A 21,752-nucleotide genomic window follows, 5' to 3' on the forward strand; every position below is an offset into this window, starting at 1 on the left:
CTCCCACAGTTTTGCAAAGTCTACCCAGAAAGGTGGTCACACCCCGGATCCCTTGTAGGAGTGAGCCTGCTCGCGATAGCGGAATGTCATGACCGGGCGCTATCGCGAGCAGGCTCGCTCCTACAGGGGGATGTGCGTTAATTCAGGCGCCATCGATTGTGCGGCGGACCTTGTCGAGCAGTTCGCTGATCTGAAACGGTTTGACCAGCATCTCCATGCCGCTGCCGAGGAAGACCTGGCGGTTGATCGCGGTTTCGGCGTAGCCGGTCATGAACAGGATCGGCAGCCCTTCGTGCCAGCCGCGAGCGACATCGGCCAGTTCGCGACCGCTCATGCGCGGCAGACCGACGTCGGTCAGTAGCAGGTTGATAGATGAATCGTTCTGCAAACGCTCCAGTGCCGTTTCGATATCCGCTGCCTGTGTGCAGCGATAGCCGGCATCTTCAAGCACTTCGGTGACGAACAAGCGCACCGTGGCCATGTCTTCGACGATCAGCACATGCTCGCCACTGCCTTTGGCGTCAGGCACGGGCACAGGCGCGTCGGCGCCGGTCGGGTCGTTGGTGCCGGGCAGCATGATGGTCACTTCAGTGCCGCGCCGGGCAACGCTGCGGATGTGTGCGTCACCGCCCGACTGACGGGCGAAGCCGTAGATTGTCGACAAACCGAGCCCGGTGCCCTGGCCCAACGGTTTGGTGGTGAAAAACGGTTCAAACACCTTGTCGATCACGTTGTGTTCAATGCCGGTGCCGTCGTCGCGTACCGACAGCGCCACGTAAGCGCCATCGGCCAGATTCGGGTCGCCATGGGAATAGGCAGCGTAGGTGTTGACCCAGATATTGCCGCCGGAGGGCAGGGCATCGCGGGCGTTGATCACCAGGTTGAGCACCGCGCTTTCCAGCTGCACCGGATCCACCAGCGCAATCGCCGGTTTGTTGGTCAGTTCCAGCTTGAGGGTGATGCGCTCACCGATGGTGCGCACCAGCAATTCTTCCAGCGAGCGGACATGCTCGTTGATGTCCACCGGCCGCGTATCAAGCGGCTGCTGACGGGCGAATGCGAGCAGACGATGGGTCAGCGAGGCCGCGCTCATCGCTGAGTTCAGCGCCGCTTCGGTGTAGAACTGCACCTTGTCCAGACGCTCATCGGCCACACGTTTCTGGATCAGTTCCAGACTGGTGATGATCCCGGTCAGGAGATTGTTGAAGTCGTGGGCAATACCGCCGGTGAGCTTGCCCAGTGCATCCATTTTCTGTACTTGCAGCAATTGCGCTTCGGCGTGCACGCGTTCGGCAACTTCCTTGGCCAGTTGCGTAGTGGTGTCATCCAGCCGGGCCAGATGCGAGCGCTCGCGGTGGCGGTGTTCGGTGACATCTTCGACGAACACCAGGCTCAGCTCTGGCGTGCGGTACGGCGAAATCTGCCATTGCGTCTCACGAACTTCACCCTGCACGCTCATGTTCAGCGTGCCTTTCCAGCGTTCGCCGTCCACCAGACGCAGACGCAGTTCGTCGAGGACCGAGCATTGATCTTCGGCGAAGCATTCACGCAGGGCCTGCGGGTCGCGGTTATCGACAATCAACTGGGCGAAGGCGTGGTTGCATTCATGCACTTTGAGACTCGCATCGAGCACCGCGATCGGCGCCGAAACGTTGGCGAATATCTCGCGAAACCGCGCCTCGCTTTCGCGCAGGGCATTTTCCGTGTCGCGCACTCGCAGCAAGGTGCGCAACGTTGCCAGCAATACGTCGGGGTCGACCGGATGAATCAGATAGGCATCGGCGCCAGCGTTGAGGCCGGTAATGATGTCGCCGGTCTGAATCGACGCTGCCGAGACATGGATCACCGGCAGCAGTGCGGTGCGCGGATCGGCGCGCAGCAGGCGGACGATATCGAAACCGCTCATGTCCGGCAGGTTGACGTCGAGGATCAACGCATCGAGTGCTTCGCTCTCGATCAGGGCCAGGCCCTCGCTGCCGGTGCCGGCTTCGAGCACCGTGTACCCATGGCGCTCCAGGCGCCGGCGCAAGGCGTAACGGGTGGCGACGTTGTCATCGACAATCAACAGGCGGATGTCACGATTCATCGACGTTCTCCAGAGCGATTGCCAGCGGGATGATGACAAAGAACGTCGAGCCGACGCCTGGCGTACTCTCAACCCCGACTTCACCGCCCAGCAACGCGGCGAAACGCTTGCACAGCGACAGACCCAGACCAGTGCCACGCAGGCGTTTCTGCAGTGGCGAATCAACCTGGGAGAAGTCTTCGAACAGTGTGTCATGCAGTTCTGGCGCAATGCCGATGCCGGTGTCGCTGACGGCAAAGCGGACCTTGTTTTCGCCGGCCATGTGCGCCGACACCCGCACTTCACCCCGGGTGGTGAACTTCAGCGAGTTGGAAATGAAGTTGCGCAGGATCTGCCCGAGTTTCTTGTCGTCGGTGTACAGGCGGGGCAGACCACGCGGTTCTTCGAAGATCAGGTCGACTGCCGAAGCATCGACGATCGGGCGGAACATCCCGCGCAGGGCCGAGAACAGATCGAACATGTCGAACCAGGCCGGTGAAATGCTGATGCGCCCGGCTTCGATCTTCGCCAGATCGAGCAGGTCATCGACCATGTCGCTGAGCTCGCGAGCCGCAGTGCTGACGAACGCCACCTGCTTGTGTTGTTCCAGACTGAGCGGGCCGTCGAGTTCGTCGGCGAGCAAACTGTTGATGCTCAGAATCGAACCCAGCGGCGTACGGAATTCATGGCTCATGTACGACAGGAAGCGGCTTTTCAGATCCGACGCCTGTCGCAGTTCTTCGGCCTGGTTGTCGAGCTCGGCGTACAGCGCCAGCACGCCCTGGTTGGTTTCATCGAGTTCTTCGCGCAGGGCAATGGTTTCGCGCTGCAACTGGGCGATGAGTGCGGCCTGTTCGGCATGGCTCAAGGTGGTCGGTTCAGCCATGGATGGCCTCCAGGGCAACAACCAGTACCGTCACGTCATCGCGCCCGCGACAGAAGTCACGGTGCAGGACGCTGGCTATCACGGCGGGGTGGCGATGCACCAGACCGGGGTAGTCTTTAAGGTTCCAACGGGACTGTAAGCCGTCGCTGTACATGATCAATAAATGTCCGTTCACGTGAGCATAGTCAAAGGGTTTGGCTTTACGGTACTGACCGCCGACGATACCGGGATGCGAAGCCAGGCCGCGCGATTTGCCGGGCTCGAGCAGACTGGCACCGATATTACCGACACCGGCGAACGTCAGGCAGTCGCGCTGGCTGTCAAACTGGGCAAAAGCCACGGCGCCGCCGCGAGTGCCGAGCATTTGCTGATGCAGGTCTTCCATCAATACCACAGGATCGGCAAACGGTGCCCGGGCAAATGCCTGCGCACCGGCCAGGCCGGCGCGCTCGGCATCTTCGCCATGACCGAGGCCATCAACGATCAGCGCGCTGATCCGCGACCCTTCATACGACAAATGCCAGACATCGCCACAGGCCGGATCGGCGTGCAACGAATGCTGGCTGACCCCAAAATGGATATCGGCCTGCCGATCGCCGCGTGGAAAAATCCGCGCCAGCAGCACGGCGCCACGGTGGTCGGCGTAAACATCAAACGCATCAGTCTGACGCGACACCGCGCCGAGCCCGATGCCCTGCGTACCGCCGGTGGAAAAGCCATCCGCCAGACACGCATCCAGATCGAAGCCCTGCGCGCGATCCACGGTCTGCATCTCGATGCCGAACGTGTTACCCGGTCTTGGCAGCACACGCAGGTGAAATTCACCGCGCTGGGCATGCTTGATCACGTTGCTGGCCAGTTCCGTCGCGACCAGCGCCACGCGCCCGGCATCGTTTTCGTCGAAGCCATGCTGCTCGGCGAGTTTTTGCGCAGTGCGCCGGGCGTGACCGATCTGACTGCTGTCTTCGATCGGCAAGACTTGGGTCAACGACCCGGTGATATTCATGTCCATCGTGTGATCGTAATGCGCGTGCCTTTACCGGGCTCAGTGTCGAGTTCGAATTCATTGACCAGACGTTTCGCGCCGGTGAGGCCCAGGCCAAGACCGCTGCCGGAGGTCCAGCCGTCGGTCATCGCCAGTTTGATGTCGGGGATACCCGGGCCTTCGTCGCGGAAAGTGATACGCAAACCGACACGGCCGTTCTCCTCGAGGATCTGCCAGTCCATGTCGCCACCGCCGCCATAGACCATGGTGTTGCGCGCCAGCTCGCTGACGGCGGTCACCAGTTTGGTCAGGTCGATCAGGCGCATGCCGCATTCGGTGGCGAGCTTGCGCGTGGTCTGGCGGGCCAGTACCACGTCCTGTTCAATGAGAATGGGTTGAGTACCGCTGCTGCGCACGGTCATTGCAGGCGTACTCGATCCTGCAGCAGTTTCATCCCGCGTTCGACGTTCAGTGCGGTGCTGACGCCGGGCAAGGTCATGCCCAATTCAACCAGCGTGATCGCCACCGCCGGTTGCATGCCGACCAGCACGGTTTCCGCGTCCATGATTTTCGATAGCCCGGAAATCGTGCCGATCATGCGTCCGATAAACGAATCGACCATGTCCAGCGCGGAGATGTCGATCAGAACACCCCGCGCGGAGGTGCGGCTGATGCGCTCGGACAGATCGTCCTGCAGGGTCAGGGCGAGCTGGTCATGCATGTCGACCTGAATGGTCACCAGCAGCAAATCGCCCATTTGAAGAATCGGAATACGTTCCATCGGCTCAGACCGCTTTGCCGAGGCTGATGCCCAGGCGTGTCAGGGCCAGTTTCAAGGCGTCGGCCAGGTTGGCCTTGGTCACCACGCCTTGCAGATCCAGACCGAGGTGGACGATGGTCTGGGCAATTTGCGGACGCACGCCGCTGATGATGCAATCGGCGCCCATCAGGCGAATCGCGGTCACGGTTTTCAGCAGGTGCTGGGCGACCAGCGTGTCGACGGTCGGCACGCCAGTGATGTCGATAATGGCGATTTCCGAACCGGTGTCGACGATACGCTGCAGCAGCGATTCCATGACCACTTGGGTGCGCTGCGAATCGAGGGTGCCGATCATGGGCAAGGCGAGGACGCCGTCCCACAGCTTGACCACCGGGGTCGACAGCTCCAGCAGTTCTTCCTGCTGACGCTTGATCACTGCTTCGCGGGATTTCTGGAAGGTGCCGATGGTGTGCATGCCGACAGTGTCGAGCAGTTCGGACATTTCCAGCAGTTGTTCCGCAAGCAACGCCGGTTGGTCTTGATAATGATTCTGCAGCACCGCGAAGATCGGGCCTTTGAGCGCGAAAATGAAATTGGCGGTTTGCTGCGAATCCTGGCCGAGCAGGGCACGGCTCTGGGAGAGTTTTTCAAGGAATTGGCGAATTTCTTCCCAGCCTGTGGCGGTGATCTTGCTGCCGTTGCCGTTTTCCAGGCCAGCCAGCAGCAGGGTCAGCAGATCACGGGTCTGCTGAGCAAGGTCGTGTTCTTTGAGATTGCGCGTGGCGCCGCTGGCTTCGAGGCGTTTGGTCCATTCGCTCAACAGCTGCGTCTGGTTGTTCTTGATTGCTTCGACTGTGCTGTTCTGCAGTGCTGCCATGTGCGTATCGCTCCGTTACATAAGGGGGCCGGCTCGGCGAAATGACCGGCGCGAATTGACTGACATTTGCCGCTTGAAATAGTTGTTCATCCAGCGGTGTATTTTTCTGCCTGCGCGTCGAACGCCCCGGTAACTCTAGTCGGCGTGGCGGCAGGCAACGATCTTTTGAACGAATCAACGGCGTCAGGCTTCGAATCTGCATGCCCGACATTTTCCAGTCGTGCTGGAAAAAAGAGGCAGGACTATGAGTGAGGTGGATATGAACGAGCAAGCGCCGCAACAGCAAAATCAGTCCTCTGAGTCGATTAACCGCAACGATCCCGCGATCGACCCGCAAACACCGGGGCAAACCAGGCCTGCACCGGCCGAAACAGGACAGGCGGACAGCGCTGCTGCCGAGGTCGATCAGAAGCAGCATCACAATGACAACAGCAACGACTTCAGCCCCGGCTTCAAGCCTGACCCGGACCGTCCCGCACCGGGCGAAAGCACCGACGCCGATATCGACACCGATGGCGGTTGATCGCTCTAACGCAAAAAGGCCGCATCGATGGATGCGGCCTTTTTTATTGCCTGGGCGTTTATTTGCTCGGGTGTTTGGCTTGCAGCTCTTTGGCGTGGGCCAGATGTTTTTCCAGCGCTGGCAACATTTTCTGCGCGAAGGCTTTCAGTTCAGTAGCGCCTTTGGTTTTGTCGTCGGTCACGGTGTTCGCCTGTTTCTTGAACAGCTCGATGGTTTCTTCGTGCGCCTTGACCTGATTGTTGGCGTAGGCCGCATCGAAAGATTCATCGCGCATCTCGAGAATCTTTTCCTTGGCCTGCTTGACCAGAGTGGTGGTGTCCGGGACTTCGATGTCGTTGGCTTTGGCAATCGCCGCCAGCTCGTCGTTGGCCTTGCTGTGATCGGTGATCATCTGGTTGGCAAAGGCTTTGATGTCGGCGGACTGGCTTTTTTCCAGAGCCGTGCGACTGGTTTCGATTTCTGCGATGCCACCAGCAGCGGCGTTATCGACAAAATCATTGTCAGTCGCGGCAAAGGCGCTGCCCATGCCGGCAGACAGTGCAACAGCCAGAGCGAGATGACGCAGGTTGAATCCGTCCATTGGGTATCTCCACGCAGGTTTTTGTGAGCGTTATGCAATGGAGCGAGCGCAGGCGCCAAAGGTTTTATCGCATTTACGACAGGGCGACGAACGGCAACCGCTGGTCTGACAGGGAGTCGACAGATGCCATTGCGCAAGGCCATGCTGATAATGAGTCAGCGCATCGGTCGCGCTGGTTGTCGATCAAACTGATGGAGGTGTTTCATGCCGGTTTCACACGATCTGTATCAGGACCTGGGCTGCAAGAAGGAAGAGATCGAGCAAAAACGCTCCGAGGATCCGAAGCTGGATTCGCTGCTCAACAAGTATTTCGATGTCGATAAAGCGGTAGTCGAGGCCGAGAACGCCCAGTCAGACGCCCCCACTGACGACGAGCTGAAAAAGCTCAAAGAGAAGCGTGTGATCGTCAAGGAACAGATCGTCGCCCAACTGGCAGGGCAGCCGCTGACGGGACAGTAATCCTCCGACCCGTGGTCGCCCTATGAAGGGAACGGCGACGGCCAACGGCACCTCCAATGTGCAGAGTCTGCAAACCATCGACTCGTTGCGAGGTGCCACATGAACGACCCCAGATTCCCCAGTGAAGAGCAGGGCGGCTTCGACCCGATTCCCACCGGTCCTGAACCGAACAGCCCGGCGCATACCACTGCGCATCCTGAAGAACCGGTCGAGGAGCTTCCGGAAGACGAAGATCCGGACAAGTTCGATAGATCCAGCAACTGACAGACCGCTATCGCGAGCAGGCTCACTCCTACAATTTGAAACGCGTCCCCCCTGTAGGAGCGAGCCTGCTCGCGAAGGCGTCAGTCCATTCCCCGCAAATCCGGAAGGCTTATTTCAGCGCCGAATCCAACCCCATCCTGCCCATATGCCTGGCCTTCAACGAACCGAAATACAACCACTGCCCGTACTCGCGCACGGTAGTGATCGGCGAGTAATTGCCATCGCTCGCATCCTGCAGATTGGCGATCACCTTGCCGTCCAGATCCAGACCGAGGACAAACCCACGCTTCTCCACAGGCTTGGGCAAGACCGTTAACGCCCGGACGATCATCTTGCGCAAAAACGGATGTTCAGCCGTGCCGTCGAGCAAGGCATTGCGCGGCGCATACAGCGCTACCCAGAAACGGTTGCTGCCATTGAACGAGAGGTTGTCCGGCAGCCCCGGCAAGTTGTCGATGAACACATCATTGGTGCCGGCCTTCGGCCCGCTAAGCCAGTAGCGGCTGATGCGATAAGCGCCGGTCTCGTTGACCAGCACATAGGCCTCGTCCGGGCCAAGAGTGACGCCGTTGGCAAATTGCAGCTTGTCGAGCAGCACGCTGGTCTTGCCCGTCTGGAAGTCGTAGCGCAGCAAACGCCCGTCGGCGCCGTGTTCGATGATTGCCTCGCCGTCCTGGCCGTAGCCCCAGCGACTGGAGGCATCGCTGAAGTAGGCGTAGTGGCCTGACTTGTCGACCGCCACATCATCAGTGAATCCAAATGGCACACCGTTGGCCTCGGTGGTCAAGGGGATCATTTGTCCCTGTGCATCCAGCGACAGCAAACCCTTGACCGCATCGGCAATCACCAGCATGCCGTTCGGATGACGGGCCAGGCCCAAGGGGCGGCCACCGGTGTCGGCCAGCACCTTGCGCTGCGTGCCGTCGAGGCTGCTGCGAATCAGCCTGCCGTCATGTAATCCGGTGATGAGGAAGTCGTCCTCCAGCAACAAGGCTTCGGGGCCTTCGATGTCGCTCGGCCCGACCTTCGCCACACCTTTGAGGCGCTTGTTGTCCGCGTAGATACCTTCTTTAAGCGAGGGTGCCGGTGGCGGTGTCCAGGCCAGCGGTTCGACTTTGGTTGGCAGCAAAAGCAGGAAGGCGATGACGAGGACGATCAGCAGGCCCGGCAGATGACGTAATCTCACGCGCTGGCCCTCGCCGCGCCGATGAACTGCGCGGCCGTGGCGCGCAGGGCGAGCATGGACGCCGCAGACTCGCGTTCGATGCGCCGCTTGAGCAACAGGCGATTGGCGAGGCGCATGAGCAAGCCGTCAAAGCGATATTCCAGCGTGCGTACGAAGCGCGTACCGCCAGCCTCCGCCGAGCATTCGTAAGTCAGTCGCAGCGACAAGCCCTGACCACTTTGCGCGCCTGCGCACCAGCGCCGTCCCGGCAGATATTCCATCACTTCCCAGCGCAAATGCCCGGCACGTCCGCCGGCATGAATGTCCTCTTCGAAGTGCGCACCGGCATGCAGTGGACCTTGCGGACCGTCAATCTTCAATGAGGAGGGATGCCAGTCCGGCCAGTGAGTCACGCTGGCGGCATAGGCCAGCACGGCGACAGGTTCGCCGGCGATATCGATCTCGTGCTGCATGCGCGTCATGGGCATTCTCGAATAACTCAAAGGGGCGGATTCCGGCTCGCAATACAGCGTACCGAACAGGTAGTCCATCAAGGGCAGTACGATGTTGAAGTTGCGTTCCTGCATGCGCTCGCGGCGATGATGCAATTCATGCAGACGGCGCATCTGGCGAATCCATGGCAAACGGGTCAACGGATTTTGCGGCGGCAGATGTTCGCAGGCATGGAACACTTCGTAGAGCAGATAACCGAGCACCATGCACCCGGCAAACAGTCCGGCGACATTGCCGTTGACCTGCGCGAGCAGCCACCACAGGGGCAGGGTGATCAGCAGCGTATGAATGACGATCAGCCAGGCTGGAAACAGAATCACCCGCCAGTCCCGGGCGCTGTCATAGGTCATGTGGCCGGGGGTGAAAAAGCTGTGATGATCGCCCGCATGCCGGGCGTAGAACATCTTCGCGAAAGATTTTTTGTGATGCCCCAGATGGCGATGAACCATGTACACGGCGAAGTTGAACAGCAGCAGAGTGAGCGGCACTGTCAACCATTCCAGCCTATTTACCGCATGCACCGTGCTCCAGAATCCGGCGACCGCAAGAATGCCGAACAGCAACACAAACGCGCCATGCAGCCACGGGTTGTACAAAGGATGAATGGCCGCGCGGTAGCGGCTGCGAAATGCTTCGGTGGTTTGCCTCAACGCTTTTACCTGCGGGTATTGTTGTTATACCCGGCAGATTAGCCGATCCGCTGACTTGTGCAGGGCGAACCTTGAGGCCACAAGCGCCATGCTCTGGACTGAAGCAGTGGTATCAGCTCAACGGGTTCCAGCGTTGCGACCAGTCGTCATCGGTGCGGATCACTTCGCGCAACAGATCGAAGGCCTGTTGCAGCACTGTCGAGTCGCGATCACGCGAATACACCAGATAGGTCGGATAGCCGAATTCCGGGGCTTTGGTGACGGCTTCCAGCGCGCCGGTTTCCAGATACGTACGCACGACGCGGGTGCGGAAATAGCCGCTGCCGCCGTTTTCGAGAATGTATTGCAGGGCCAGCGGGCCCAGGTTGAAGCTCAGCGCGGCTTTGGCTTTTTCCGGCAGGGCGGCGTCGTGCTGGCGACGGAAGTCCGGGCCCCAATCGATGTAGACGTAAGGGTCGGGACGCTCAGGAGCGCGCACCAGAATCAGTTTTTCCTCCAGCACCTGCTCGACCTGCAATCCCGGCCAGTATTCAGGTTGATAAACCAGCGCCGCATCGAGCACTCCGAGTTCGAGCTGGCGCAGCAGATTTTCGCCATCGCGAATCTCCATGCGCAGTGCGTGTCCGGGAATTTTCTCACGCAGTTGCGCCGCCCAACTGAGCATCAAGGGATTGCACAGACTGACTTCGCCACCGATGTGCAGAACGTTGTGATAACCCTCGGGCAGCGGCAAGTCGCGGCGCGCGGCTTCCCAGGTCTGCACCAGTTGATTGGCGTAGATCACGAACGCTTCGCCATTGGCCGTCAGTTTCGCCCCGGCGCGATTGCGCACAAACAGCGTGCTGCCCAACTGGCTCTCGAGTTTCTGCACCCGCGCGGTGATTGCCGTCTGCGTGACGAACAGCTTTTGCGCGGCGGCGGCAAGGCTGCCGTGACGGACGATTTCGAGGAAGGTGCGGGCGAGGTCGATGTCCATGGGGGCAGGGCCGGTATTTGGAGGTGGGGCGCATTGTAAGTCAAAAGCCCATCACGCCCTCTCCAGGATCGACTGGATTTCCCTATTCGATGCATGGCGTCAGACACCACGGTCAGTTCCCTCTCCTTGGGGAGAGGGCCAGGGTGAGGGGAAAGCCGACGCCATAAGATCAACTGGCAAACTCGGTGCGCTCAAGCAAGCCCACTCGCGCCCAATCCTTTACAAGGCGCGTCGGCGTACCACACACCCTGCGCTTGTAAACGAAATGGCTGCATTTTTCGGCAAACCGATTGCGGTCATGCAGCATGTCCTCCTGCATTTGCTCCAGCTCAGCCTTCCGGCATCTACGGATCAACGCCTGATCGATCCGCGACTTGCGTTCACGCACTGCCGCATAGGTCGGATCGCTCAAGACGCTATTGGCTCGCTGCAAGAGCCACAGGGAAAACTCATCCGGGCAACGCGGCCCAATCTCCTGAATCATGCCCAGCTGCCAGGCCTCAATCGCGCTCACCGGCAAGCAGGCTTGAGTCAGTTGCTCGGCCATCGCCGGGCCGACGGCGCGCGGCAAGCTGTAGGTCCAGTATTCGGAACCGTATAAGCCCATGCTCTTGTAGTGCGGATTGAGCACGATATCGGCACGGGCAAAAACAATATCCGCCGCCAGCGCCAGCATTACACCGCCCGCGCCGGCGTTGCCGGTTACGCCACTGACCACCAATTGCCGGGCGCTGAGCAGTTCGGCGCAAACATCGTCAATCGCCTGAATATTGGCCCAGGCTTCAGCCCCCGGATCTTGCGCAGCCTGAATCACATTCAGGTGCACGCCGTTGGAAAAACTGCCCCGGCCGCCTCTGATCGACAGCACTTGCGTATCCCTGGCCTTGGCCCAGCGCAGTGCCTCGACCAGGCGCTGGCATTGCTCGGTGCTCATCGCGCCGTTATAGAACTCGAACGTCAGTTCTCCGACATGCCCCGATTCGCGGTAACGAATCGGTTGGTAGGCTTCGTCGCTGAACGGCTGTGTAGCAATCGACCAGTCCAGTACCGGCACGTCGGCCAAGTGCCGGGCCAACACGTGCCGTGCCGGTTGTTTGAAGGTTTCTTCGCAGGCGTGAGGTTTGCGCCGCAACGAACCGATCCACAGGCTTTGATCACCCGTTGCAACAAGCACGGCGTCGTCGTGCACCGCGAGAATCTCGCCGGGCCTGCCGCTGCGCGAATCGAGGTGCGCGTCATACAGGTAATACTGACCGCCAGCCAGGCTCGCCAGCACGCCCGGCTGGCCGTCCGCCGCGTCGATGCAGCGCTTGATGAAGCGCGCGCAATCGTGCCAGCTGAAGCTGCGATCAGCCTGCTTCATGTTTGGTTGCAGACGGCCGCGCACGCTGGGAGCGGCATAGTCCAGCTCGACCGGCTTGAACCCTTCGACGAATTTTTCCACCACTTCACGGATACACACCATCGCCGCATCGCTGACCCGGCCGTTATACAGCTCGGATTTGCGCAAGCCCGCGGGCAGATTGAATTCGCAGGTGGCCCACACTGGGCCGGCGTCCATTTCTTCGACCGCTTGCAGTGCGGTGACACCCCAGGCCGTGAGTTCGTTAGTGATCGCCCAGTCCAGCGCACTCGCGCCGCGGTCGCCAACGATGCCGGGATGAATGATCACCACCGGACGCCGGGAATCGCTCCACAGCCCCTGTGGCACTCGGTCCTTGAGAAACGGGCAGATCACCAGATCGGCGCCGCTGTGCTCGATCTGTTCACATACCGCAGCTGCGTCAGTAAACAGCACCACGCTGGGCGAGTGCCCGGCCTGACGCAGTTCCAGTGAGGCCCGTTGCGTCAGGCCGTTGAACGCTGACGCCAGCAGAATGATCTTGAGCGATTGCATGGGGATTCTTCCTTGAGTGAGATCGGCCGCAGGCTCCCGGTGAGCCTTCCTTGGCTGTCGATGGAGCGGGGAGAGTACGCAGTGCTTGCACGTATACAGCTGACCGAGGTCAAGGTTGTGTCAGGCAAGGCGTCAATTCAGGCGCTGAAATTCCGTTTAAGTCCTACGGAAACAGGCGTGGTTCGATCAGTTGCGTGGATATTTCTGACGACTTTTTCAGGTTGGTCGTCGGACGCTGGGTCTATAGCATCAGTCGTGACATTGAAGTCATCGAGCGCACAGATCGCTCTGGACCCGGACAAAGGATGGACTATGCGAATCCCACTGATTGAAAGCCCTACACCTGCTTACTCCCCTCGCCACTACTGGCGCGACGACCGCGCCAGATGCCCCTCGGAGGACGTCGCCATGCCGACTGCCAAAGCGCCCCGGCTCACGGGTTTGAAGAAGCTCGAGGGCAAGCCTCTGGAGTTGCTGTTGCGCGGGCAGGATAGCGGCGACGACCCGATGCTCATCCTGCGTTGCACGAGCGAAGGGTTTGAGCTGCCCGATGTGGTCAACATGATTGCATCCTCCGAGCTGTATCAGCAGGGAGAGATGGTCAAACGTATCACCGGCAAATCTGTGAGAACCGTGCGACGTCTGCTCAAGGAAAACATGCCGGTGCGCCTGGACACGCCGCAGAGCATCATCGCTTATCAATATGCCGCGGCGCTGGAGCTGGCCATTGAAGTGTTCGGGCGCCAGGCCCAGGCCGAATCATGGTTGAAGCAACGCGCTACTTACTTCTACGGTTATGTGCCGCTCGATCTGGTTGGACATGCGTTGGGGTTCAGGATGGTGGAGGAGTACCTGAACCAGATCAAATACGGGGTTTATCAATGAACCCCTTGCCCTGGGATGATCGCTGGTACGCCTGGCGGCTGGATCGCGAGGTGTACAGCGAAACCTGGAATAGCGGGCTGGGGTCGAAACGGGACGGCGGGCGCTGGAATACTCCCGGGCGGCGAGTCGTTTATGCGTCGGTCGACCCATCTACAGCGATTCTGGAGGTGGCGGCCCATGGCAGTTTCGATGCGCTTGATCAGGAACCCTACGTGTTGACCTGTTTTGAAATCACCCACGACGCCAGCGTCAGGATCGTGCAGCCGGAAGATGTCCCCAATCCGCATTGGCTGACCCCGATCAAAACGTCGCCCAACCAGCGAAAGTTTGCCGACGCACTGTTGGCTGAACACCCGTTTATTCTGGTGCCTTCGGTGGCGACCCGACACTCGTGGAATTTACTGGTGAGCTGCGATCTGGCGGAAGGTCAGTTCCGAATGGTCTCGCAAGAGCGGTTTGGGCTGGATACGCGGTTGTTGCAGGAGGTTTGATCGTATCGGCCAGGTCCTGCGGATCCAAGACCACGCTTGTCAGGTTCCGGAAGGGCTTCGGAGCAGATGAGCCGCTGCCAGCTACATTCGCGGCGGCTCGCACTGTAGGTTTGGAATGAGGCTTTAAACCAATGTTTAGATCCGGTACATTTCGCGCCCACGCTTATACAAGGAAGTACACGATGGCAAAGCCTGCCGCTCGACTCAGTGATCTTAATGTATGCCCGGTTACCGGCCATGGCACTAACCCCACCAACAGTGGTTCCGGTGACGTAAACATCAACGGAATGCCCGTTTTGCGTGTGGGAGACACCACAGCTTGCGGTGATATTGTCACCGAAGGCATCAGTAATATTTTGATCAATGGCAAGCCAATTGCCTTCTTGGGCAGTGCTACGGCCCACGGTGGCATGATAATCACAGGCTCAGGCGACGTTTTTGTTGGCACCCAGGTCGGCTCCGCACCTTTCTCCCCAATTATCACTGTTCCTAAACACAGCGAGCGCTTCCAACTGGTTGATGAGACCACCGGCGACGCTATCCCCGACATGCTCTATTGCATCGAAACCGGTGACGGCCAGCGTCTCGTAGGCCATACCGATAGTCACGGTAACGCCGCGCGAGTATTTACGGCCGACCCGACTTCGATAGTTGTGCAGTGGGGTAAGGAAGCTGCCGCCCATCTCGACGCGCTCGGCATAGATTACTAAGGGAGGTGCGAGGTGGCAGCACCGAGAAAGAAACAAGCTCGAACAAGCGATCAGCATAAAACGACACAAGTTAAAGGTACGCTGGCACAGGATTACGTAACGGTTGTGGGTGCGTCTTACATGTCCCTTTATGAAAAGGTTCGTGGCCAGAAAGGCAACAAGATGCGCTTTATCAATCAGGGTATTCGCCAACTCACAAAATATCCAACCGGTACCCCGAACTTCACGGTCCAGCGTGTGTTTCTGATTTTCAAAAATGACTATCCGGGGAACCTGCTGGCAGCTTTGAAGGATGTTGTCGAGAATCAGCACGGAGCTCAGTACCGAGAGATGGACTCCATATCCGGTCTCGTGGATTTCATCGCAGCCCGGCAGCGCCGCGGACGCGAGATCAAACAGCTCGACTTCTTTTCACATGGAGTGGTGGGCAGTATTGAGCTGGGCTACGAACTGGATAAAAACGATAGCTACCGCCTGCGTGATGCGCAGGCGAATATGTTCAAGCCCGAAGCGTTTGCCTATGGTGCAAAAATTCATTCCTACGCTTGTCGCACAGGTTTGGGTATCGATGCCGACTTCAAGGTCAATGAAACAGAAGATCCTCATTACGAGCGCAGCCTGGCGCAGATTCTTGCTAATGCGACCCGGACCACCGTGTGGGCATTTCCAAGGCGCAGCAACTACGACACAACTTATGGTACTGCCGCAGAACGGGGATCTGTGCCGGGCATTCGTGAAAGAGACGCCGCTGATGGGCGAGCGATGCGGAATTATTTGAGTCGAAAAATCGCTTATGAACGAAAGCTGATCGAACATCGCAAGACACTCAAAGACCCAACAGCGCAACTACCTGATGAACAGGCGCCGCAGGCGCCAACGCCAACAGTCTCTGAAGAAGAGCGCAATTTGCTGGCGCACGATGACAGCCGAGCACTGTATGAACGGAAGATTGGATTTCCGCTGGATGCCTTAGGCGCACATCGTGACGTTCGATCAGGTGATACGCCGGACGGCGTACCCAAACACCTGCTTGCCTATAAGCCGCTATGACGGTCCTGAAGTTTATGGGTAAACGTCACGTCTTATGTGTCTTGTTGATTGCCATCAGCTTTGCAGGACTATTTATTTACGCCAAGGAAGCCCAGATGCCAGCCAAAATAATGATGTATTACGGCCCGTGGAGTGCGGAAGAAAACCGTTTCGACGCCAGCCGGTGGTTCAGTTCAGGTATGTACCGCCCGCGTCTCATGGGCACTCCTCCTGAGGAGAGCCCAGTGACCATGCTGCGCAATAAGCCTGAAGGTTTGCAACATATTGATGATGATGTTCTCTTGACCGAAGCGTTATTCGCGATAGGGCGACAGTTTCCAAAGTTGGACATTGAGGACCTTGTTCTGAATACGCCGGACCTGCATCGCCAGATACGGTATGGCTACAGTTCATTTGCCGAGCCTGACAGGCCGGTCGATTCGTATTGGCTTTTCATCACCTTTGGAAACAAGACTGTTGTCGTCACGATCGATTGGGACGTGACAGAAAAGAAACTCTTGCCCCGCTCGATGGCTTCGAATCTGATCGAAAAAAGTGAGGAAGAGGCGGCATACCTGCAGGTCAGAAAAGAGCTTGATGGAACGGCTGCAGCCAAGCGCTAATCCACATTGCAATGACCCCCAGTGCTTGAAACGACAAATCCCGCCACGAGGGCGGGATTTGTCTGAACCAGCAGCTTCTTACGAAGGGAACAGCTCGGACAGTTTCATCGACAGCATCATGTCACCTTCAACGCGCAGCTTGCCGCCCATGAACGCCTGCATGCCGTCGGTCTCGCCGCTGACGATACCTTTCAGGGTTTCGCTGTCCAGCACCAGCGTGCAGTTGGCGTTCGGGTTTTCGCCTTCCTGGATGTCGCAGGTGCCGTCTTTGACGATCAGTGCGTATTGCTTGTCTTCGTCGGTGATGTTGAAACCGAAGACCAGGTCCAGACCGGCAGCGGCGGCTGGGTTGAACTTGGCTTGCATTGCTTTTACGGCATCAGCTACGGAGGTCATGGTTCGATCCTTTCTTGGTCATGGGAGCTGGGTGGTTACAGCCAGGGTCACAGTAAGCCGGACTCAGCGAAAAGTGATGAGTTCCGGGGCCTTCAGCAGTTGCAGGTGTGCGTGACTGTTGAAGGAAGCCAGGGCCACCTCGCGACCGCGAAACTTCAGCTGGTTGAGCGAGGTGTTGACGATTTGCCAATTCAGTTCAAAGGCCTGTCTGGCAGGCATTTGCGTAATCAGGTGGAGCAGGGCGGTGATGGTGCCGCCGGAGGTGAACACGGCGATTTTCTGGTTCTTCTCCGCCAGATCGAGGATGCGGTGCAGACCGGCCTGAACCCGCTCGACGAAACCCAGCCAGCTTTCCAACCCGGGCGTGTCATAAGTACCGGCGAGCCAGCGCTCGACGATCAGGGCAAAGATGCGCTGGAATTCACCGCGGTTCTGCGCGGCATTGCGCAGGATGTCGAGAGCTTCAGGCTCTTCCGGCAGCATCGCCGGGAGCAGGGCGCGGATGACCGCATCGGCATCGAATTCGTTAAAGGCGGAATCGGTTTCAAGAACGGGAACCGGCAGGCCTCTGGCACTGAATTGTTCCAGTGCACTGGTGGCGGTGTGCTGTTGACGACGCAGCTCACCGGCAAGGCAACGATCGAAGTTGATGCCCAGATCGGCAAGGTGCTGGCCGAGGATTTCTGCCTGACGAACGCCGGTTGGTGACAGAACGTCATAATCGTCTGCACCAAAGGAGGCCTGGCCATGTCGTATCAAGTAGATGCTGCCCACGTCCGCGTCATCCCGGTACGTTGAAGGTCAGGCGAGGTTATGAGGATGACGTAGAGCTGTCAATGAAAAAACATACGCTTGTTTGAAATGCCCGTTACAGGCGTGTTGCCAGAGGTTTCACGGCTGGCCGACAAGCCGGCGCATGGGTATGCTGGAGCCATTCCGCGTGTGTTACATGTTCACGCATTGCTTTGAGGAGTCTCTGTGGATTTTTTCACCGAATACGCCAGCTTTCTGGCCAAGACTGTCACTCTCGTGATTGCCATTCTGGTGGTGCTCGCCAGTTTTGCCGCGTTGCGCAGCAAAGGCCGACGCAAATCGGCGGGGCAGTTGCAGGTCAGCAAGCTCAACGATTTCTACAAGGGGCTACGTGAACGCCTTGAGCAGACCCTGCTCGACAAGGATCAGCTCAAGGCATTGCGCAAGGGCGAAGCGAAAACCGAAAAAAGCGCGAAGAAGCAGAAGAACAAGTCTGAGACCAAATCCCGGGTGTTCGTGCTCGACTTCGACGGCGATATCAAGGCTTCCGCCACTGAAAGCCTGCGCCATGAGATCACCGCACTGCTGACCCTGGCCAAGCCGGAGGACGAAGTGGTTCTGCGTCTGGAAAGTGGCGGCGGCATGGTGCACAGCTACGGCCTGGCGTCATCACAGCTGGCGCGCATCCGCGATGCTGGCGTGCCATTGACCGTGTGCATCGACAAGGTCGCAGCCAGCGGCGGTTACATGATGGCGTGCATCGGCGACAAGATCATCAGCGCGCCGTTTGCCATCCTCGGGTCGATCGGCGTGGTTGCGCAGTTGCCTAACGTCAACCGCCTGCTGAAGAAGCACGACATCGATTTCGAAGTGCTGACCGCCGGTGAATACAAACGCACTCTGACCGTGTTTGGCGAAAACACCGAAAAGGGCCGCGAGAAGTTCCAGGAAGACCTCGACATCACCCATCGATTGTTCAAAAACTTCGTCGCCCGTTATCGCCCGCAACTGGCGATCGACGAGGTCGCTACCGGTGAGGTGTGGCTTGGTATCGCTGCGCTGGAAAACCAACTGGTGGATGAGCTCAAGACCAGCGATGAATACCTGGCGCAGAAGGCCAAACAGGCAGAGGTCTATCATCTGCATTACGCCGAGCGCAAAAGCCTCCAGGAACGCATCGGCATGGCAGCCAGCGGTTCGGTGGATCGCGTGCTGTTGAGTTGGTGGAGCCGTCTGACCCAACAACGCTTCTGGTAAACACCAGGCATAAAAAAACGCCGGTCTCGTGACCGGCGTTTTTGTGTGCGCAATGATCCCGCAGGCTTAGCGCCGACGGAACAGCGGCAGCGGTTCGTCACTGGCGGCCTGGTAGGTCACCGAGAAGTCCTTGAGACCTTCCAGTGCTTCGTACGGATCTTTATCCGCGCGAATGGCGAAGGCGTCGAAACCGCAGCGATGCATGTAGAACAATTGGTCCCGCAGTACATCGCCAATCGCGCGCAGCTCGCCTTTGAAACCATAACGGTCACGCAGCAGACGGGCATTGGAGTAACTGCGGCCATCGGTGAACGCCGGGAAATTCAGCGCGATCACCTGAAAGTCACCTACGTCGTCACCGATTTCTTCGGCTTCTTCGTCGGCATCCAGCCACACACCCAGGCCACCATCGCGGGCCTTGAGCATGCGGCTGTGTTCGCGCCACAGCTGCAGCGGCACGATCAAGTCGTCGCAGTTGCTGATTTCGTCGATGTTGAAATCCTTCGGCAGCAGGTGCCAGGTTTCGTCGACGACTTCGTTGTTCTTAATGATTCGCTGCATAGACGCGTTCCTTGAAGAGGTCGATGCCAATACGCTGATAGGTGTCGATGAAGCGCTCGTCTTCGGTACGTTGTTCGACGTACACGTCAATCAGCTTCGAAATGACATCCGGCATGGCTTCCTGAGCGAAGGACGGGCCGAGGATCTTGCCCAGGCTCGCATCACGGCTGGCACTGCCGCCGAGGGACACCTGATAGAACTCTTCGCCTTTCTTGTCCACACCGAGGATGCCGATATGCCCGACGTGGTGGTGACCGCAGGCATTCATGCAACCGGAGATGTTCAGGTCCAGCTCGCCGATGTCGAACAGGTAATCCAGATCGTCGAAACGGCGCTGGATCGACTCGGCAATCGGGATCGACTTGGCGTTGGCCAGCGAGCAGAAGTCACCACCGGGGCAGCAGATGATGTCGGTCAGCAGGCCGATGTTCGGTGTGGCGAAACCGCCTTCACGCAACTCGCCCCACAGGGTGAACAACTGGCTCTGCTCGACATCGGCGAGAATGATGTTCTGTTCGTGGGAGGTGCGCAGTTGACCGAAGCTGTAGCGCTCGGCCAGATCGGCGACGGCGTCGAGCTGCTTGTCGGTGATGTCGCCCGGAGCAACACCGGTCGGCTTCAACGACAGCGTTACAGCGACATAGCCCGGCTTCTTGTGCGCCAGGGTATTGCGGCTGCGCCAGCGGGCGAAACCCGGGTGTTCTTTGTCCAGATCGGCCAGTTGCGCGGTCTGGTTGTCGAGGGTCTTGTAGTCCGGATCGACGAAGTGCTTGGCGACGCGATGCAATTCGGCTTCGGTCAATGTGGTCTGGCCACCGCGCAGGTGCTCCATTTCCGCATCGACTTTCTGCGCGAACACTTCAGGCGTGAGCGCCTTGACGAGGATCTTGATACGCGCCTTGTATTTGTTGTCACGACGGCCGTAGCGGTTGTACACACGCAGAATGGCGTCGAGGTAGCTCAACAGGTCTTGCCACGGCAGGAATTCATTGATGAACGCGCCGACCACCGGGGTACGACCCAGGCCACCGCCAACCAGCACGCGGAAGCCCAAGTCGCCATCGGCGTTATAGACGGGCTCCAGACCGATGTCATGCACTTCGATAGCAGCGCGGTCAGAAGTCGAGCCATTGACGGCAATCTTGAACTTGCGCGGCAGGTAGGCGAATTCCGGGTGGAACGTGGTCCACTGACGGACGATTTCGCACCATGGCCGCGGATCGATCACTTCATCGGCGGCGACGCCGGCAAACTGGTCGGTGGTGACGTTGCGCAGGCAGTTGCCGCTGGTCTGGATCGCGTGCATCTGTACGGTTGCCAGTTCAGCGAGGATATCCGGAATGTCTTCCACCGCCGGCCAGTTGAACTGCACGTTCTGTCGCGTACTGATGTGGGCGTAGCCCTTGTCGTAGTCGCGGGCGATTTTGGCCATCATGCGCACCTGGCGCGAAGTCAGTTGGCCGTAAGGTACCGCCACGCGCAGCATCGGCGCAAAGCGCTGGATGTACAGGCCATTTTGCAGGCGCAGGGGGCGGAATTCTTCTTCGCTCAGCTCACCTGCCAGATAGCGTCGGGTCTGATCACGGAACTGCTTGACGCGGTCCTCGATGATCCGCTGATCGTACTCGTCGTATACGTACATATAAGTCCTGTTCTCAGGCTTGGGCTACTCGGAAAACGCTGCGTTTTCGCTTGCTGGAGTCCGATGTTGCCTCTGCAGTTCTGCGCGCACGGCCGCGCACTCCGTCACGGAGCCGGGGCAATATACCCGTTTGCAGTTATGCGCAAAAGTGATGTTTGAGTATATGTAAAGAACCAAATCGCCTAACGCGAATGCCGGTCATCTAATCCACATTTGTCGTGCGGACAATCATCGTCTTAACTGTGATCGAGTCTTTGTGCAATCACCGATAAAACCGACAAGAGGCGATGCAATGAGCAACCCGACCAAAGCCAGAAAAAGCGACAGCAGTGTCGATGCGTGGGCCATCCTGTTCCTGATCATCCTTGTGGTGGGAACTGCGGTATTTTGGGTCAGTCATCAGTGAACCTTGTTCCGGGCCTGTTCTCGGTACCCCGCCGATAGCGTGGACACGCGCCGATAGCCAGCGGTTTGCCGGCTGTAAGCGCGGCCTTTCTCCCAAGGCCCGGATAACTCATATCGCCAGTATCAGCGCTGCACCAGGGGCCAGGTATCAGACCCCGGCCAGATGCAGCACCAGTTTGACGATGGCAAACAGCGTCAATCCGAATACCGCAGTGAACAAAACGCCCAGAATAACGAAATGGCTGGGCTTGCCATGGGTGAAATCCCGGGCCCGATTCTTACCGCTCTGCACCCCGAACGCCGCCGCCATGACACTGTGCAGCATCTGCCAGAAGGTCGGCGGTTTGTTGTCGATTGGATCGTCCATAAATCCCTCGTCGCGCAAGTAGACCTGTACAGC

The 21,752-nt window shown here is 58.7% G+C and carries 25 protein-coding genes; 9 read left to right on the forward strand and 16 right to left on the reverse strand.

Annotated features, from left to right (window positions below):
- Window positions 1-142 precede the first annotated feature (142 nt).
- From J2Y90_RS17735 to J2Y90_RS17760, 6 genes are read right to left on the reverse strand one after another with little or no spacing between them, the layout of a single operon-like run.
- The gene (locus tag J2Y90_RS17735; protein ID WP_253501196.1) at window positions 143-2,086 is read right to left on the reverse strand and encodes a response regulator; all 1,944 of its coding nucleotides are present in this window, start codon (window positions 2,084-2,086) and stop codon (window positions 143-145) included.
- Window positions 2,076-2,951, reverse strand: a complete 876-nt coding sequence (locus J2Y90_RS17740) for a sensor histidine kinase (RefSeq protein WP_253501198.1) — start codon at window positions 2,949-2,951, stop codon at window positions 2,076-2,078. Before J2Y90_RS17740 ends, J2Y90_RS17735 begins: the two co-directional genes overlap by 11 nt.
- Window positions 2,944-3,957 carry an ATP-binding protein gene (locus J2Y90_RS17745; RefSeq protein WP_253505218.1) on the reverse strand — a complete coding sequence of 338 codons (1,014 nt, stop codon included), beginning with the start codon at window positions 3,955-3,957 and terminating at the stop codon, window positions 2,944-2,946. The genes J2Y90_RS17740 and J2Y90_RS17745 overlap by 8 nt, the downstream gene beginning before the upstream one ends.
- Entirely contained in the window at window positions 3,954-4,358 is a 405-nt protein-coding gene (locus J2Y90_RS17750) for an anti-sigma regulatory factor (RefSeq protein ID WP_016774465.1), read from the reverse strand. Before J2Y90_RS17750 ends, J2Y90_RS17745 begins: the two co-directional genes overlap by 4 nt.
- On the reverse strand, window positions 4,355-4,717 hold the full coding sequence (locus J2Y90_RS17755; protein ID WP_090283199.1) for an STAS domain-containing protein: 363 nt from the start codon (window positions 4,715-4,717) through the stop codon (window positions 4,355-4,357). Before J2Y90_RS17755 ends, J2Y90_RS17750 begins: the two co-directional genes overlap by 4 nt.
- A 4-nt stretch (window positions 4,718-4,721) precedes the next feature.
- The gene (locus tag J2Y90_RS17760) at window positions 4,722-5,573 is read right to left on the reverse strand and encodes an STAS domain-containing protein (RefSeq protein ID WP_253501200.1); all 852 of its coding nucleotides are present in this window, start codon (window positions 5,571-5,573) and stop codon (window positions 4,722-4,724) included.
- Between the two features lie 259 nt (window positions 5,574-5,832).
- Between J2Y90_RS17760 and J2Y90_RS17765 the strand changes: the two genes are divergently transcribed.
- A complete protein-coding gene (locus J2Y90_RS17765; protein WP_253505221.1) occupies window positions 5,833-6,096 on the forward strand; it encodes a hypothetical protein in 264 nt (87 codons plus the stop codon).
- A gap of 58 nt (window positions 6,097-6,154) precedes the next feature.
- Here the strand turns inward: J2Y90_RS17765 and J2Y90_RS17770 are convergent, their stop codons facing one another.
- Window positions 6,155-6,676: a DUF4142 domain-containing protein gene (locus J2Y90_RS17770; protein ID WP_253501202.1), complete on the reverse strand. Its 522-nt coding sequence runs from the start codon at window positions 6,674-6,676 to the stop codon at window positions 6,155-6,157.
- A 204-nt stretch (window positions 6,677-6,880) separates the two neighbouring features.
- Between J2Y90_RS17770 and J2Y90_RS17775 the strand changes: the two genes are divergently transcribed.
- On the forward strand, window positions 6,881-7,135 hold the full coding sequence (locus tag J2Y90_RS17775) for a DUF465 domain-containing protein (protein WP_041478686.1): 255 nt from the start codon (window positions 6,881-6,883) through the stop codon (window positions 7,133-7,135).
- 99 nt (window positions 7,136-7,234) lie between these two features.
- The gene (locus J2Y90_RS17780; protein WP_253501204.1) at window positions 7,235-7,399 is read left to right on the forward strand and encodes a hypothetical protein; all 165 of its coding nucleotides are present in this window, start codon (window positions 7,235-7,237) and stop codon (window positions 7,397-7,399) included.
- 109 nt (window positions 7,400-7,508) lie between these two features.
- On the opposite strand, the gene J2Y90_RS17785 is transcribed toward J2Y90_RS17780, so the two are convergent.
- From J2Y90_RS17785 to J2Y90_RS17800, 4 genes are all read right to left on the reverse strand, one after another.
- Entirely contained in the window at window positions 7,509-8,585 is a 1,077-nt protein-coding gene (locus J2Y90_RS17785) for an SMP-30/gluconolactonase/LRE family protein (protein ID WP_253501206.1), read from the reverse strand.
- Window positions 8,582-9,727: a sterol desaturase/SRPBCC family protein gene (locus tag J2Y90_RS17790; protein ID WP_253501209.1), complete on the reverse strand. Its 1,146-nt coding sequence runs from the start codon at window positions 9,725-9,727 to the stop codon at window positions 8,582-8,584. Before J2Y90_RS17790 ends, J2Y90_RS17785 begins: the two co-directional genes overlap by 4 nt.
- A 112-nt stretch (window positions 9,728-9,839) precedes the next feature.
- Window positions 9,840-10,703 (reverse strand): LysR family transcriptional regulator, encoded by an 864-nt coding sequence (locus tag J2Y90_RS17795; protein ID WP_253501210.1) that lies wholly within the window; start codon window positions 10,701-10,703, stop codon window positions 9,840-9,842.
- 169 nt (window positions 10,704-10,872) lie between these two features.
- Window positions 10,873-12,600, reverse strand: a complete 1,728-nt coding sequence (locus J2Y90_RS17800; protein WP_253501212.1) for a hydrogenase maturation protein — start codon at window positions 12,598-12,600, stop codon at window positions 10,873-10,875.
- A 408-nt stretch (window positions 12,601-13,008) separates the two neighbouring features.
- On the opposite strand from J2Y90_RS17800, the gene J2Y90_RS17805 reads away from it, so the two are divergent.
- From J2Y90_RS17805 to J2Y90_RS17825, 5 genes are all read left to right on the forward strand, one after another.
- Window positions 13,009-13,485 (forward strand): MbcA/ParS/Xre antitoxin family protein, encoded by a 477-nt coding sequence (locus tag J2Y90_RS17805; protein ID WP_253501214.1) that lies wholly within the window; start codon window positions 13,009-13,011, stop codon window positions 13,483-13,485.
- Window positions 13,482-13,976 (forward strand): RES family NAD+ phosphorylase, encoded by a 495-nt coding sequence (locus J2Y90_RS17810; RefSeq protein ID WP_253501216.1) that lies wholly within the window; start codon window positions 13,482-13,484, stop codon window positions 13,974-13,976. Before J2Y90_RS17805 ends, J2Y90_RS17810 begins: the two co-directional genes overlap by 4 nt.
- Before the next feature lie 182 nt (window positions 13,977-14,158).
- On the forward strand, window positions 14,159-14,686 hold the full coding sequence (locus J2Y90_RS17815; protein ID WP_253501218.1) for a PAAR domain-containing protein: 528 nt from the start codon (window positions 14,159-14,161) through the stop codon (window positions 14,684-14,686).
- Between the two features lie 12 nt (window positions 14,687-14,698).
- The gene (locus J2Y90_RS17820; protein ID WP_253501220.1) at window positions 14,699-15,736 is read left to right on the forward strand and encodes a hypothetical protein; all 1,038 of its coding nucleotides are present in this window, start codon (window positions 14,699-14,701) and stop codon (window positions 15,734-15,736) included.
- A gap of 14 nt (window positions 15,737-15,750) precedes the next feature.
- Window positions 15,751-16,338 carry a hypothetical protein gene (locus J2Y90_RS17825; RefSeq protein ID WP_253501222.1) on the forward strand — a complete coding sequence of 196 codons (588 nt, stop codon included), beginning with the start codon at window positions 15,751-15,753 and terminating at the stop codon, window positions 16,336-16,338.
- A gap of 78 nt (window positions 16,339-16,416) precedes the next feature.
- Here the strand turns inward: J2Y90_RS17825 and J2Y90_RS17830 are convergent, their stop codons facing one another.
- A complete protein-coding gene (locus J2Y90_RS17830; protein WP_253501224.1) occupies window positions 16,417-16,734 on the reverse strand; it encodes an SCP2 sterol-binding domain-containing protein in 318 nt (105 codons plus the stop codon).
- A 63-nt stretch (window positions 16,735-16,797) separates the two neighbouring features.
- Window positions 16,798-17,508 (reverse strand): histidine phosphatase family protein, encoded by a 711-nt coding sequence (locus tag J2Y90_RS17835; protein WP_253501227.1) that lies wholly within the window; start codon window positions 17,506-17,508, stop codon window positions 16,798-16,800.
- Window positions 17,509-17,712: 204 nt separating this feature from the next.
- Here J2Y90_RS17835 and sohB point away from each other — a divergent pair, with 204 nt between their 5' ends.
- On the forward strand, window positions 17,713-18,744 hold the full coding sequence (sohB, locus tag J2Y90_RS17840; protein ID WP_253501230.1) for a protease SohB: 1,032 nt from the start codon (window positions 17,713-17,715) through the stop codon (window positions 18,742-18,744).
- A 66-nt stretch (window positions 18,745-18,810) separates the two neighbouring features.
- Here sohB and J2Y90_RS17845 read toward each other — a convergent pair whose 3' ends face one another.
- The 3 genes from J2Y90_RS17845 to J2Y90_RS17855 form a co-directional block, all read right to left on the reverse strand.
- Entirely contained in the window at window positions 18,811-19,305 is a 495-nt protein-coding gene (locus J2Y90_RS17845) for a DUF934 domain-containing protein (protein ID WP_253501233.1), read from the reverse strand.
- On the reverse strand, window positions 19,289-20,947 hold the full coding sequence (locus J2Y90_RS17850) for a nitrite/sulfite reductase (RefSeq protein WP_253501236.1): 1,659 nt from the start codon (window positions 20,945-20,947) through the stop codon (window positions 19,289-19,291). Before J2Y90_RS17850 ends, J2Y90_RS17845 begins: the two co-directional genes overlap by 17 nt.
- Before the next feature lie 553 nt (window positions 20,948-21,500).
- Window positions 21,501-21,719: a DUF2970 domain-containing protein gene (locus tag J2Y90_RS17855; protein WP_253501241.1), complete on the reverse strand. Its 219-nt coding sequence runs from the start codon at window positions 21,717-21,719 to the stop codon at window positions 21,501-21,503.
- Between the last annotated feature and the right edge of the window lie 33 nt (window positions 21,720-21,752).

Origin of the sequence: Pseudomonas koreensis (assembly GCF_024169245.1) — a bacterium.
Taxonomy (GTDB): Bacteria; Pseudomonadota; Gammaproteobacteria; order Pseudomonadales; family Pseudomonadaceae; genus Aquipseudomonas; species Aquipseudomonas koreensis_F.

Bases quoted from the DNA above. Each gene is read 5' to 3' on its own strand.
- J2Y90_RS17830 (WP_253501224.1), bottom strand. From the start codon at position 16,734: ATGACCTCCGTAGCTGATGCCGTAAAAGCAATGCAAGCCAAGTTCAAC.
- J2Y90_RS17855 (WP_253501241.1), bottom strand. From the start codon at position 21,719: ATGGACGATCCAATCGACAACAAACCGCCGACCTTCTGGCAGATGCTG.
- J2Y90_RS17760 (WP_253501200.1), bottom strand. From the start codon at position 5,573: ATGGCAGCACTGCAGAACAGCACAGTCGAAGCAATCAAGAACAACCAG.
- J2Y90_RS17765 (WP_253505221.1), top strand. From the start codon at position 5,833: ATGAACGAGCAAGCGCCGCAACAGCAAAATCAGTCCTCTGAGTCGATT.
- J2Y90_RS17735 (WP_253501196.1), bottom strand. From the start codon at position 2,086: ATGAATCGTGACATCCGCCTGTTGATTGTCGATGACAACGTCGCCACC.
- J2Y90_RS17775 (WP_041478686.1), top strand. From the start codon at position 6,881: ATGCCGGTTTCACACGATCTGTATCAGGACCTGGGCTGCAAGAAGGAA.
- J2Y90_RS17745 (WP_253505218.1), bottom strand. From the start codon at position 3,957: ATGAATATCACCGGGTCGTTGACCCAAGTCTTGCCGATCGAAGACAGC.
- J2Y90_RS17740 (WP_253501198.1), bottom strand. From the start codon at position 2,951: ATGGCTGAACCGACCACCTTGAGCCATGCCGAACAGGCCGCACTCATC.
- J2Y90_RS17795 (WP_253501210.1), bottom strand. From the start codon at position 10,703: ATGGACATCGACCTCGCCCGCACCTTCCTCGAAATCGTCCGTCACGGC.
- J2Y90_RS17815 (WP_253501218.1), top strand. From the start codon at position 14,159: ATGGCAAAGCCTGCCGCTCGACTCAGTGATCTTAATGTATGCCCGGTT.
- J2Y90_RS17845 (WP_253501233.1), bottom strand. From the start codon at position 19,305: ATGCAGCGAATCATTAAGAACAACGAAGTCGTCGACGAAACCTGGCAC.
- J2Y90_RS17755 (WP_090283199.1), bottom strand. From the start codon at position 4,717: ATGGAACGTATTCCGATTCTTCAAATGGGCGATTTGCTGCTGGTGACC.
- J2Y90_RS17770 (WP_253501202.1), bottom strand. From the start codon at position 6,676: ATGGACGGATTCAACCTGCGTCATCTCGCTCTGGCTGTTGCACTGTCT.
- J2Y90_RS17850 (WP_253501236.1), bottom strand. From the start codon at position 20,947: ATGTACGTATACGACGAGTACGATCAGCGGATCATCGAGGACCGCGTC.
- J2Y90_RS17780 (WP_253501204.1), top strand. From the start codon at position 7,235: ATGAACGACCCCAGATTCCCCAGTGAAGAGCAGGGCGGCTTCGACCCG.
- J2Y90_RS17800 (WP_253501212.1), bottom strand. From the start codon at position 12,600: ATGCAATCGCTCAAGATCATTCTGCTGGCGTCAGCGTTCAACGGCCTG.
- J2Y90_RS17825 (WP_253501222.1), top strand. From the start codon at position 15,751: ATGGGTAAACGTCACGTCTTATGTGTCTTGTTGATTGCCATCAGCTTT.
- J2Y90_RS17810 (WP_253501216.1), top strand. From the start codon at position 13,482: ATGAACCCCTTGCCCTGGGATGATCGCTGGTACGCCTGGCGGCTGGAT.
- J2Y90_RS17805 (WP_253501214.1), top strand. From the start codon at position 13,009: ATGCCGACTGCCAAAGCGCCCCGGCTCACGGGTTTGAAGAAGCTCGAG.
- J2Y90_RS17750 (WP_016774465.1), bottom strand. From the start codon at position 4,358: ATGACCGTGCGCAGCAGCGGTACTCAACCCATTCTCATTGAACAGGAC.